This is a genomic window from Streptomyces sp. NPDC007983 (assembly GCF_042958345.1).
Classification (GTDB): Bacteria; Actinomycetota; Actinomycetes; order Streptomycetales; family Streptomycetaceae; genus Streptomyces.
Genome location: NZ_JBIBJI010000048.1, coordinates 1 through 12,702 on the forward strand (window position 1 = coordinate 1; position 12,702 = coordinate 12,702).

Annotated in this window: 7 protein-coding genes and 1 pseudogene; 7 read left to right on the plus strand and 1 reads right to left on the minus strand. The window is 67.2% G+C overall.

All coding sequences use genetic code 11. The features are described 5' to 3' along the window. Positions 1 to 212: pseudogene (locus ACFZCY_RS45205) on the minus strand (hypothetical protein); the annotation flags it as partial. 24 nt (positions 213 to 236) lie between these two features. On the opposite strand from ACFZCY_RS45205, the gene ACFZCY_RS45210 reads away from it, so the two are divergent. The 7 genes from ACFZCY_RS45210 to ACFZCY_RS45240 all read left to right on the plus strand — a co-directional run bounded on the left by ACFZCY_RS45210 (position 237) and on the right by ACFZCY_RS45240 (position 12,611). Continuing rightward, positions 237 to 890 carry a hypothetical protein gene (locus ACFZCY_RS45210; protein ID WP_391187632.1) on the plus strand — a complete coding sequence of 218 codons (654 nt, stop codon included), beginning with the start codon at positions 237 to 239 and terminating at the stop codon, positions 888 to 890. 136 nt (positions 891 to 1,026) lie between these two features. Next, on the plus strand, positions 1,027 to 1,962 hold the full coding sequence (locus tag ACFZCY_RS45215) for a nucleosidase (protein WP_391187634.1): 936 nt from the start codon (positions 1,027 to 1,029) through the stop codon (positions 1,960 to 1,962). Positions 1,963 to 2,057: 95 nt separating this feature from the next. Next, positions 2,058 to 6,119: a hypothetical protein gene (locus ACFZCY_RS45220; RefSeq protein WP_391187636.1), complete on the plus strand. Its 4,062-nt coding sequence runs from the start codon at positions 2,058 to 2,060 to the stop codon at positions 6,117 to 6,119. A gap of 107 nt (positions 6,120 to 6,226) precedes the next feature. Continuing rightward, a complete protein-coding gene (locus tag ACFZCY_RS45225; protein WP_391187638.1) occupies positions 6,227 to 9,733 on the plus strand; it encodes an ATP-binding protein in 3,507 nt (1,168 codons plus the stop codon). 573 nt (positions 9,734 to 10,306) lie between these two features. Further along, complete coding sequence (locus ACFZCY_RS45230) at positions 10,307 to 11,842, plus strand: hypothetical protein (protein WP_391187640.1); 1,536 nt, start codon at positions 10,307 to 10,309, stop codon at positions 11,840 to 11,842. Positions 11,843 to 11,911: 69 nt separating this feature from the next. Further along, positions 11,912 to 12,223: a transposase gene (locus tag ACFZCY_RS45235; protein WP_391187642.1), complete on the plus strand. Its 312-nt coding sequence runs from the start codon at positions 11,912 to 11,914 to the stop codon at positions 12,221 to 12,223. Between the two features lie 40 nt (positions 12,224 to 12,263). Next, positions 12,264 to 12,611, plus strand: a complete 348-nt coding sequence (locus ACFZCY_RS45240; protein WP_391187644.1) for a cupin domain-containing protein — start codon at positions 12,264 to 12,266, stop codon at positions 12,609 to 12,611. Positions 12,612 to 12,702: the final 91 nt, after the last annotated feature.

Here is a 12,702-nt window from a genome sequence, read left to right on the forward strand (position 1 = left end):
GAGGCCCTGTCTTCATGCGCGTACAACGGGAAGATCACCCCGGCGGGAAACCTGTTCGACCCGCACGCTCCGTGATCGGTTGAGATACGGCTTCTGAGGTCAACGCCCAGCTGGCTTTCCAGATCGCTGACAGCGTCATTGAGGAGATGCGCGCGTTCCGTGACAGCGGCGGGGAGCTCGACGAGCGGCTGAGCCGACTGGTCGATGAGCACGTGGGACCGGATCGCCGTAAGGCTATGGACAACCATCTGCACGAAAAGACCAAGTTCCTGATGCAGAGGGGCGTGCTGACAGCCCATGAACGCGAAGTGCTCGACCGGCTGCACCAGTACCGCAACGCGGCATACCACCGAGACACACTGGAGCCGGACCTGATCTCAGATCTTGTACTGGCCTATAGGGTTCTGGCCGACGAACTTGTCGGCCGGCACAAGCCAATCGCGTGGACGATGGCGTCATCGGACCCAGCTCCCGTCGTGACGCCACAGCAGCTTCGGGGTCGACTCGTCGAAGGCGTCAACGTCGATGTCAAAGCGATGGCCCACCGATTCCACGATCACGCCGAGAAGCGTGTGCAAGCCGTCATCGCGGCCGTAGCCACCGCGCAGCAACTGTTGGGCGTCAACAGCTCCGGGGAAGCGGACGCCTCCCTCCCAGATGACGACATGGCCCGCATGCTGACCGGCCTCAGCCACGTATCCAAACACCTGACGTCCTGGGCGAAACAGGCGGAGGGATTGAAGTCCAAGACGTCGTCACTCACCGGACTGATGATTCCGTTCATCAACCTGGACCGAGACCTGAACCGCATCGAACCGTCCGTCAGGCGCCTCGACATGATCCTGGACTACTGGGAGCAGCGTCGGATCGATGAACTCCGGGGCAAGTAGCAGCGCCCCGACCGAACTCGCGTGCAGCCAGGCCGCTATGACGCAGGACAGACTGATATCGCGTATATGTCAACTGCCCAGCCTTACGTCCCCTATGCGGATAATGTAGGAGGGGTTGTTGTGAGAGGAAGATCCTGTGGACGAGAGCGAGTTCGAGTCGACCAGGCCGGTGGTGGTGCTGACCGCTTTGAGCCTGGAGTACGAAGCCGTGCGTGCGCATCTCAAAGGTCCGCAGCGGCTGGTGCACGATGGCACGTGGTTCGAGGCGGGGAAGGTGAGCGGTGCCGGGTGCCCTGTCCTCCTCGCTGAGGCAGGGCCGGGTAACCGTCCGGCCGCGTTCGTTACCGAGCAGGCTCGGATCCGGTTCATGCCTCGTGCGGTCTTCTTCGTCGGGGTGGCTGGCAGCCTGAAGGCCGATGTCCGTATCGGCGATGTCCTGGTGGGTACGAAGATCTATGCGTATGACGGGGCCAAGCATGTCGACGGTGCGGTGCTGGCCCGCCCGGACAGCTGGGTTGCTCCACACGGTCTGCTCCAGACGGCCTTGCACGCTTTGAAGGGTGAGGCGTGGCAGCAGCGCATCGCGGGCGGTCGGGACCGTGCTGGCCAGCAGTCGCCCAAGGTCCATTTCAAGCCGATCGCGGCGGGCGAGACAGTGCTGAGCTCGCTGGCTTCCGGGCTGCGGGAGATGTTGTTCCGCAACTACAACGATGCCGCCGCCATTGAGATGGAGAGCGTCGGACTTGCCGCGACTGGTGCGCTGGGGGGTATGGAGACTCTCACGGTCCGCGGGATCAGTGACCATACGGACGGATACAAGGCGGCTGCCGACGCTGCGGGTTCGCAGGAGAAGGCAGCGGTACATGCGGCAGCCGCCGCCATCGAGACCATCGCCGCTCTGGATGGCACAGCTCCGCCGTCGGCCCGGCCTGGCGGTGAGACGGCAGCAGGGGTGTCGAAAGCGATCCAGATGAACACGGCGAGCGGCGGGGGTGTTATCAACGCGGTGCAGAAGGGCACCCTCACCATCACGCAGACGCCGGGGCACGTACCGGGACCGGCTGAGCGGTGAGTGAGCCGCCAGCCCCTGATGCCGAACGCGAGGGGCAGCCGGCCGCTGGGCTGTCGCAGGTCAACCGCGCTGAGTCTGGTGGCACCGTCAATGCCGTGCAGCACGGTGTCCAGAACATCACATACCACACAGGCCCGGACGGCCAGCTGCTGTTCGAGCGGTGGGAGGAGCAGCTACGGCGGCTACCTCAAGCTCTGGACATCGCGGAGGGAGACCCGCTGGCCCTGGAACGCACCGCTGCGCTGCAGGCCTTGGTCGAGGCGGTACGGGATACCGCTGCGGGGCAGGTCATGGTGGTCCGGGGCGAGCCCGGTGTCGGCAAGTCCTCGCTGATCCTTCGGGCTGCTGATGCGCTGCGCGCCGAGGCCAGGTTGGTGTTGGTGGCGCCGCTGGGGGCGATGCGGCCGCATGCCGGGGCATTGGTGCAGCTCTTGGGCGATGTCGTGGGAGCCCAAGGAGCGCCGCCGTCGGGCGGGCTGCGCGGTGTGCTGGTGCTCGACGGCGCAGAGGCTGCGCAGGATGGGCTGGCCGAGCTGTGTGTGGAGGGGCTGGGCGCCGCGGTGGGTGCCGGTCTCACGCCGGTTCTGGTGTGCCGGGATGACGCTTGGGAGAATGTGCGGGAGCTGGCTGGGCGCATCAGTTCGGTGGACGTGGCGCAGATGTCCGTCCCGCCGTTGACCGATGAGGAGATCGGTGATGTCCTCGCCGCTGCCCCGCAGTTGTTGCACTTAGCCAGTCAGGCCCGCTCTCGCTGGCTGCTGCGCCGTCTGTTGATTATCGACCTGCTGTTGCGGTCGGCGCGGCGCGGCGCCGGCTTGCCAGAAGTGTTAGCCAGTGAGGCCGATGTGTATACCCATGTATGGGTTGCGCTGGTGCTGAATCAAGGCAGAAGTGTGCAGGGAGTGGCGCCCGATGACCGGGCAGCGGTCCTGGTCTCCTTGGCGGAGGAGCGGCTGGCCGGTCGCCGTGCGGTGGCGTTGCCAGGGGCGGCGCTGGCGGCGCTGCGCTCGGACGGTCTGCTGGCGCCGCTGGGTCCGGCGTCCGCGGTCTCCGCGGAGGAGCACCGCTTTGCCCACGATGTGTATCGGGATTTTGCCACCGTACGGCGGTTGCTGCTGGACGGTGGTATTGCGCTGCTGGGTGCCCATGGTCCGCGGTGGGCAGTCCGCGCGGCCCGTATCTTCTGCCAGATCCGGCTGGGGCCGGGGGCTGCCGCGCCGTTGCCGATGCGCTGGCTTCAGGTTCATGCCACGTTCCGGGAACTGGCGGGCCTGCATGGCTCCCGCTGGGAGGAGATTCCGTGGGAGGCAGTGCTGGCCGCTGGCTGGTGCGGGGAGGTCCTGGCTGGCTTGACCGGAGAGTTGCTGCAGGAGCCGGCGCTGCTGGCGCAGTTGCTGCGCTGTGCGGCGCGTTTGGCTGAGGACGGTCTGAGTGCTGCTCTGATAACGGCGCCGGTCGTGAGCTGGCTGGTGGAGCACACCTCAGTGCTGACCGGCCCGAAGGACGATGTGGGCCAGAAGGTGGTCTTGGAGTGGCTGCGCAGTGTGGCCTTGCAGGAAGTCCGGGGATCGGACATCGCCGCCTACCGCTCCATCCGGGTGGCGCTGCGGGATGCCGTGCTCCGCTCGGCTCCTGCCTTTCCGTCGGAGACGTTCATCGAGGCGCTGGCGTTGCTGGGAGCTGACTGCGATGACCGGGCGGTCGCCATGCTGCGGGGACTGGCCCGGCAGCGGCCGCATGCCCTGGTGCCCGCCGTGGACCGCGTGGATGCGGCGTGTTCATTGGCGGCCGGTGCCCCCGGCCTGCTGGTGGAACTGGCCTTGGCCTACTACCTGCCGGGCTCTACTCGGGCGAAGCATGCGCTGCGAGATGTGGTGCGCGGTCATGAGTATCTCGGTCCAGTAGCGCGGAGCCAGGCGGCCTGGTATCGGGGCCCGTTCTTTCCGTTGCTGCGGGCCGCTCCGCGGCAGGGCATGGCGTTGATCAGCAAGCTGCTGGCCGGGGCGCTCCAGGAGAAGGAGCCGGATGCCGGAGTCGGTCAGCGGGTCGAGGTCAGCGTAGATTTACTGGAGACGGGCGTTCGTGGCTATGCCGGTGATGCTGGAGCGTGGGCCTGGTACCAGGGCGCTTTGGCCGGGCCGCAGCCGTGTATGAGCGCCCTTATGGCACTCGAGCGGTGGCTGGAGAGCCAGGTAGCCGTCGGATCGGTGTCCGTTCGGCAGGCCGCGAGGGTGGTTGTGGAGCGGGTGGGGACCGTGGCCGGGGCCGGCCTGGCTTACGGGCTGCTGGCACGGCACCGGGGAGACGTCACCGACGAGCTGGACGCCTTCTTGGCCCTTCCCGTGGTGTGGCAGCTAGAGAACGGCCGTGTGGTCTCAAGCCAAGCCATGGGCCGGGCGAGCGCGGAGCGGACGCCGATGCAGGTCGCTATGGACCTGGTGATTGCCGCTGCGCAGCGCGAGGACAACAAGGCCTTGGCCCGACTCAAGAAGGTGGCTGAGCGGTTACGTGCGGCAGGCGCCGAGAGTGCGGACCGGTTGGCGGTCGGGAACTGGGCCGCCCACCTGGACTGGGAGTGCTACGTCCTGGTGCCCGCCGGTGACCAGATGGCTGTGGAAGTGCGGCCAACGTCGGACATCGCGCGCGAGCTGGAGCAGCGTCGAGCCCGGTCCGCGGGCCAGATGCTGCGGTATGAGCTGCAAAGCCGGTACGCCTGTGGTGTCCGCGGGGTACACCGCGTCCTGGTGCCGGAGCCCTGCGACATCGATCGGCTGAAGCTTGATCTTTCGCGAGCCCGGAGTCTTGCTGGCAGTGATGACGGTACCTGCGCTCTGGCTGCGGCCGTCGTGGTGGCCGCGGCGCAGGGACGGCCGATCCCGGCGGAAGACATGCGGTGGTCGCTGGATCTGCTGGCCGCCGCTGCCACTGCTGTGCCGGAGCCGTCCAAGGGCTTAGCCGAGGCCGTACTGCCGTGGGATGCCCGTCGTCTGGCCGCCCTCGCCCTGCCCCTGTCTCTCCTGCCTGCTGTGGCCGCTGCGGCACCCCCGCTATTGAAGGCCTGGCAATTGGATCGTCTGGGCGATGTGGTGCTGGGCTGTGCAGCCGATCCAGTCCATGAGGTACGCGACCATCTCGTCGAGGGCATGCGTCCGGTGTGGTCTGCCGCCTGTGTGGCGGACAGGCACCGGTGTCATCACGTGGTGGCCTGGGAGTGCGCGGACGTCGGCGTGCGCCTGGTGGTGCAGGAGGCCAGCCGTGTTCTGCGCGCTCAGCATGCGGCGCGCCCGCCGGTGTGCTCCTTGGAGGAGTTGACGGGTGAGGAGGGTGTGCTGGCGCCCCTGGGTACGGTGGTCCCCTTGGTGCTGGAGGCCGCTCGTACGCGGCACTGCCGCACGGCGGCGGCGCGCCGTTTGAGAGCACCGTTGCTGGAGGCCTATGCGCGCACCGCGTGTTCCTGGGCCGAGGGGCACTATGAGCGCCGGGCTGAGGAGCACAGTGCGGTGGCCGCGGCCCTGCTGCGGACGGCGGTGGATGAGCCTGAGGTACTGACCACTCTGGCCGATCAGCTCGCTGTCTCGGCGGGAGCACTCAGTCATCTGCTGCACGGGATGAAGATGGCTGCGGCCTATGAACCCGAGCTCGTCCCTCCCCTGGCCGCGGTCTGGCCGTATCTGATGGAGTCGGTGCTCACCCGGCCTGCTCCGCACCATGGTGATGACGATTTGGGATGGTTGGCGGAGGAGACTCTTTTCGATGAGCTGGTGCCCAGTCCCGCTGTGTCTGTGGCCGATGTGGATGTGGACGGGACGCTGCGCCGGATCCGCGGCCGGTGGCTGTCGCTGACGCCTCTGACGGCCGTGCTCGAGGCCTGGACCACCGCTGAGGGGGCAGGTCGATTCACCACGGACACCCTCATCAGCCTGCTGAAGACCCAACCGGTGCACGAACAGATCGATCCGGGGCTGCGATGGGTTCGCCAGCGCGCTCTGGACGGGCGCGGCGTCGTCGCTGCGCCCGGGTTCTTGCTGGCAGAGTGGCTGCGCGAGCTGCATCCGCTGCTGACCAACGCCTCTCGGCCGCACTACCAGGCGCTGGTCGACGGTCTGGCCCTGTATGGGCATCCCGAGACTCGGGGCCTGCAGCAACTGGATGAATAGCCCGTTGGATCGGCTGCGGCGGCCGACAGTATACCCCTGCCGAATGCGGCCGAAAGCCGAGCCGCTTTTCATCCGCCACGCCCCGGGGACACAAGGAGACTCACCAGGTGAGCGAGAGGAACCAGCCATCGGCCCCGGAGGGGAACCCTGCGGCGGGCGGTACCGGTGGGGAGATACAGGCCAATACGGCGTCCTTTGGCGGCGTGGTGTATGCCGCGATGCGCGGCAACGTGGTCGTCAATTGCCCTCCTCCGCCCGGCGATGCACCAGCGGTCTGGCTCACGCCCTCCGCAGCATTCGATGATGCTGCTGCCCTGCAGGGCCGCCAGCACCGGTGGGCGTTGCGAGGGCGTGAGCACATTTTGGCGCAGCTGACCGACTTCGCCACGGCAAGCGGTGCTTCAGAGGGACTCGGGGTACTGGCGGGCCCGGCTGGCCAGGGTAAGAGCCGTCTGTTGAAGGCGCTGGCGGAAACGTTCGAGTCCGGCGGACAGGGAGTCGTCCGGGTGCTGGGCTCCGGGCCCGCCGGGGTGTCCGCCGCAGCGCAGCTGCCGCCGGAGGGCCGGTTGCTGGTGTTCATCGAGGACGCCCATCAGCGTGCGGAGGATCTGGCAGGGATCATTCGCGGCATCCGGCAGGAGCGGCCCGAGGCGCTGCTGCTCTTCTCCGTCCAACCCTCGGGGTGGGCACTGCTGAGGACGGCCTTCCGCCAGGCCGGGGTGGACCATAGTCAGGTGCCGTCGTGGGAGCTGGAAGAACTCTCCGCGCAGGCCGCCGCCCAGCTCGCCGCGGAGGTTCTCGGCACCTCGCACGCGTACCTGGCCCGCCGGCTTGCGGCTGCGGTGGGTGACTGTCCGTTCCTGCTGGTGTTCAGCGCAGTCCGGATCGCCGACGGCAGACTCGATCCTCGTAGGCTGGAGAGCGACGCCCATCTGCGCCAAGAAGTACTGGATGCGTTCATCGAGGAGGCGCTGGCCGGCTCCCCCTCCCCGGACGCTGACCGGGGTCTGCTGGGCGCGGTTGCGGCACTGCAGCCGTTCCGCCTGGCCGATTCTGGCTTTCTGGATGTCGTGACCAGCCTGCTCGGTGGCCAGAGCGCCCTGTTGCGGGCCCAGTTGGATCGGCTGACGCACAGTGGGGTGCTGACGCGCAGGGGCAACTCGCTGCGTATCTTGCCCGATCTACTAGGCGATGTGCTGCTGGCCGAAGCGGCCGTCGACCCCGCCACCGGTATCTCCACCGGGTACCTGGAACAGATCCTTGCCCACGGGGATGGGACGCCTGTGGTGCACGCCCTGGTCAACGCCAGTCGGTTGGACTGGCAGTGGAGCGACCTGCAGGCTGGCAGCCGCTCACCGGTGGAAGAGCTGTGGCGCGCGTTCATGGACGCCTATGCTCACAGCGAGTTCCTGGAACGTCGTCACCTGCTGGGCATCGCCGAGCAGATCGCTCCCTACCAGCCGCGAAGGGTGCTGGAGTTGGTGCGCTTGGTGACAGGCAGCGGTCACGCCCGCGGTGATCACCCGGTGGAGTGCCTCCCGCCGGTCCTGGCAGGCATTGCCCAAGACCCCGCGCACCTGGGCGAAGCCTTAGAACTGTTGTGGCTTCTGGACCGCGATGACCTTCGTCCGCCGGCACAGCACCCTGATGCGGCGTTGCGGGTACTGAGCGATCTTGCCTGTTACGCGCCGGGGAAACCGCTGCTGTATCAGCATGCAGTGGTTGACGCTGTGGCCCGTTGGGCGCAGCAGGGGCCGGTGCGGGGTGTGGATCGGATGCCGTTCGCTCTGCTCGATCCTCTTTTCGCGCCGGAGGCGATGCAGCAGGTGTTTGACGGCCGCACGCTCAGTGTCTCCCGGCTGCAGGTGGCTGTTGAGCTGGTTGCGCCGATCACGCAGCAGGCTTACGAGGTCCTGCTGGACGCGTACGGGGCAGACGATGGGGTTCGTGCCGGTGCTGCGGCTCGGAGCATGCAGGTGGCCCTCGAGGGTCTTTGGGGTCACGGTGAGCAGACACAGGCGGAAGCGTTGGAGGCCTTGGCGGCCCGTACCAGGCAGGTGCAGCCGGATCCGGTGGTGGCATTGGCGGTGCGCCGTGCGGTCCACTGGCACGTGCAGTACGGCTCCCCTGTCGTGGCAGCGGCGGCCCGGGGGGTGGTGGAAGCGCTGCCCGGCACGGTGAGCCACCGGCTGGCGATCGTGCTGTATAGCGGCTGGCATGAATGGCTTGATGCTGAGGATGTCGATGTGATCCGGGCGGAAGCCGAGTGGCGCCGCCGGCTGGACCAGACGGTTGCCGATCTCGTCGTTCTCGGCCCAGATGCGGTCTGGGCGATGCTGAGGGATCTGCTGGCCGACGGGGCTGAGGTCTTTCCCGATTCCCCGCCTGCGGCTGCGGCACTCGTGCAGGATCTGGTGCTGGCCCGGCCCGCTATCGCGGCTGTCATCGTGCGGGAAGCCCCCGCATGCGGAGACCTCATCATGCTCCATCTCGCGGGGCCGGCGCTCGCGGCGTTGTGGTCGACAGATGCCGGTGCCGCCCGCCAGGCCGCGCGGAGGGTGGTGGGTGCCAGCGATGTGGGCGCACAGGCCGCGCTGCAGGCCAGCCGCGCTCGACTGGTGATCGATGAGGGCCGCCTGGATTCCCACGAACTGTCCTTGGCTCATCGGCTGTCCACGCACCACAACGCTGCCGTGCGCGCTGAGGTCATGGGCCTGGCCACCGGCATGCTTCGACACCCGCTACGACGGCAGCAGGGAATCAAGCTGCTGTGCTCCGTTTCCTTCGCCGACGTGGCTTTCGGTGCCGAAGCATTCGGCTGGGCCTTTGTGGGCCCCCAAGCCCTGTCGTGGACCGAGCTCACGCCGCCGCAGCGCGCTTTCTGCCAGGCCGAACTGGTCGGCACGCCGACGCTGCGGGGTCACCGTGCGCAGAAGGCGCTGGCTGCCTTGTCGGCGACGCACGAGGACGAAGCGCTGGATGTCCTGATGCGGCGGGTGGAAGCCTGGGAGAACGATCCTGCCCCCAGGGCCGAGTATGAACCACTGCCCTACCGCTGGAGCGCCGCGCTGGCCTTCGGACGCAGCTCCCGCCGCGGTGTGCTGCTGCGGCGGCTACGACAGTGGCTGGCAGCCGACCGTGACCACCCCTGGCGCCGAGAACTGTATGGCGGGGATCTGTTCGCCACCGTCGCCGACAACACCTGCGATGCCGACGTTCGCGAGGTGATAGCCGAAGCCGTCTGCAGCGGTGAGGAGAAACAGATCGCCCGCGTCACTCCCCTGCTGGCCCGTGCCCCTCGCGATCTGGTCTGGGAAGAGCCGCAGTTCATCACCGACCTGCTCATCGCCGCAGCCCGGCATTCGCAAGAGCTCTACCGGAAGGTGGGCGGCAGCCTGTTCAGATCGGTCACCTCAGGGGTGAAAACGACCTCGTTCGGCCAGCCGTACCCACGCGATCTGGACCTGCGAGATCGGGCCGCACAGGTCCGCGCGACACTGCCGCCCGGGTCTCCGCAAGAGCGCCTGTATGCCGCGCTGGAGGAGCACGCAAACACCGAGATCCACCGGGCACTCACCGAGGACCTCTACGTCGACCTCCGCCGACCATGGTGAGCCAGACGCATCGTGATGACAGCGTCGACGCCGGAAGGCGCCACGACTACAGCCACCGTGGGCTCGGCGCCAGCGGCAGTCGACGTCGTCAACCCGGCTGTCGGCCCTGGATACGGCCGACGCCGAGTACTCCAGGATGCTGGCAATAGCCTGGCGTGTGGGCTTCGACCACTGGTGGAACGGCCCCAAAGCGGTGCAGGTCCTATGAGCTCTGCCTGCGCCGAGTTGGTTGCTCCCGCCAGGGGCAGTCGCTGCTGGTTGCGATGTCATGCGCTTAAGGCTGCGGACCTGCCGGGCCGGGGCAACCGGGCACGTCGCCATCAGCATCCGCGTGCGTGAGGGGCCGGTGTTCCTCCTGTCGGCGGGCAGGCCGCCGCATGGCGGCGATGAGGGCGGCCACACCGGATGCGGCGCTCCCCAGCGCCGCGATCAACTCGATCATCTCGTTCCCCGACACAGCACGGGCTCCCTCGAACAGGCCGGCGGTGGCCGGCAACGGATTGGCTGCGCCCATTGCAGCAACCCGCGTCGCTGCTCACCCGACGAAACGTCCCGGGGTTCTATCATGGCCGAATGCCACGATCGGTCAGCCCAGCGGATGCGCATCTTCTGGAGGAGTCGGGAGCGACGCAGGAGCAGCTGGAAACGTGGCGGAGGGTAGGGCTGCTGCCGCGCAACGCCCGTGAATGGCGTGGCAAGAAGGGATCCGCCTCCTCGCTTCCCGAGGGGGCGTGCGCGGTGGCGACGGCCCTGCGGGGAGCGTGCCGCAGAGGGCGGCCATTGCGAGTGGGCGCAATCGAAGTGCTCACCATGCGTCCGGAGGTTCCGCTGCCCGAAGCAGGAGTCCGGTGGGCGCTGAGCGAGTTCGTCAGGCACCGGGATGACGGTGTGATCCGCCGCATCGAGAAGGCTGCGCGGGCTGCCGCCACGAGCGAGGGTGCTGCAGACCAAGCGGCGGCGATCGCCCGCCGGTTCGCGCTCGGGCCTGCGGGCCGATGGCCCCGCGGTGTACCGCGGTTCACACATGCGCGGGAAGCGGTTGATGGGCTGGAACGGCATACCGCGGTTCGGGCTCTGGGCACAGAAGCAGCAGACGTCGACACCGAGTGGTACGTGCGTGCAGCGCAGACAGTCATGGCGCGGGTATCAGCCGAACACAACCGTGACCCGGGGCTGGGTTCCCTTCAGTACACGATGCTGGAGATGGCCGCGACGCAGGAAGCACAGGCTGCCGGAAGGCGGACTCGTGCGTTCTGGCGCACGCACGACCTGGGCGTCGTCCGCAGAACTCCGTTCGAGGATTTGATCCGGACGCGGGACGACCGGGTACTGGTGGAGTGGGTCGGCCGGGTGTTCCGTGCTGCCCACTGGAGTGTCCCTGGCGATCCAACGCTGCTGCGGCTCCAGGAACTTCTCGAAGCGGAGCAGTCTGTGGCTGCGCATGTGCCCCTGGTCGGACCGGGGCTCGATGAGGTCAATCTCCATGAGTGCACAAGCCGCGCCCAGATGCTCATCGAGGACTGCTATCCGCTCTTCCGCAAGATTGCACCGCTCGCGCCTGCCGTCACCGCGCTCACCCCTCTGCTGCAGCACATAGCGGATCTGATCCCTCGTGCCCGCCTGGCTCGGCGGGCCCTTCAGCAATGGAGCGAGAACGAGACAGCCAGGGCACGTACGGTGTCAGCGCATCCGCGTCCTGGCTGCGACTGGTGCGGCAGGGCCGTCACCTCCGGGGACAAGACGGGAACCGTGGCTGACTCCTCCTTCGCCCATCCTCACAGCTCAGAACGGGACGGGCAGCGCCCCGTCGCTGCATGCTCCTCCCACCACTGGGACGCCTTGCACGACCACTACGGGAAGCGTCCCTTCTTCGACGACGAGGTGCAGACAGCCAAGATCGCCCGTGTCTTCCACCGCCACCGCACCGGCTCGAACAATGGACAGCTCGCCCAGCTCACGGGCCTCTCCGAAGAAGAAGTGGACCGCCTCAGCATCTGGCACAACGAAGCTGAACACCGCGGCTTCTACCGAGCACACGCTGTCCTATCACGCGGTGACTCCTCGTTCATCCGACGCGACTTCAAGATCACGTTCGTTCCCGGTCACTGACCCTCTCGTCAAACCCTAGGCCGTTTCGTTTGGATCAACTCGTCGTTGGTCCGGGTGTGCCGTTGATTGATGCGCAGTGGGCGCGGATCAAAAGCGTTACACCGGGGTCAGACGCCGAAGCGGGGTGGCCGGTGGAGGGATCACCGTGAGGTGATCGATGCGATCGCTTTCAAGTTCCAGACTGGAAAGCAGTGGGTCCACCTGCCGGAGAGGTACGGCAACCGATGCATCAACCGCCTCAGGCAATGGCGCAGCATCGCCACCCGCTACGACAAGACCGCCACCATCTACCTGGCCGGACTCCACATCGCAGGCATCTCCCTCTGGTCCGCACGTGCTGTGACCAGAATGAGGTCGCCACCGCCGCGGCGTTCCCAGTAACAGCACTAGGCTGGGGCCGCCTGCAAGCGAAGGGAAAGCTGTGATCGGCGAATCTGACGACCGGCCGTGGGGCACCTGGACAATCCTCGACGAAGGCGCCGGTTTCAAGGTCAAACGGATCGAGGTCAAGCCCCACGCGCGGCTCTCTTACCAAACCCACGAGCACCGCGCCGAACACTGGGTGGTCGTCGCAGGCACCGCATCATCGATCATCGACGGTGAGACAGTCGTTTCCAGGGTCGGCGAGTGCATCGACATTGCGATCGGGCAGCCCCACCGCATCGTCAACAATGAAGACGAACCGCTGACCATCATCGAGATCCAGCGTGGCGACTATCTGGGCGAGGACGACATCATTCGGCTTGCGGACGACTTCGGGCGCGTCTAGGGCCTGTGTGAGGTCGTGATCAATCTCGGGGTTTTGGTCCCTTGCGGGGGCAGGACCTGGTAGGACGCTGGGTGTGACACGTAGGCAACTC

Coding starts and splice junctions, on each gene's coding strand:
- ACFZCY_RS45210 (WP_391187632.1), top strand. CDS start 237: ATGGACAACCATCTGCACGAAAAGACCAAGTTCCTGATGCAGAGGGGC.
- ACFZCY_RS45235 (WP_391187642.1), top strand. CDS start 11,912: ATGCGCAGTGGGCGCGGATCAAAAGCGTTACACCGGGGTCAGACGCCG.
- ACFZCY_RS45230 (WP_391187640.1), top strand. CDS start 10,307: ATGCCACGATCGGTCAGCCCAGCGGATGCGCATCTTCTGGAGGAGTCG.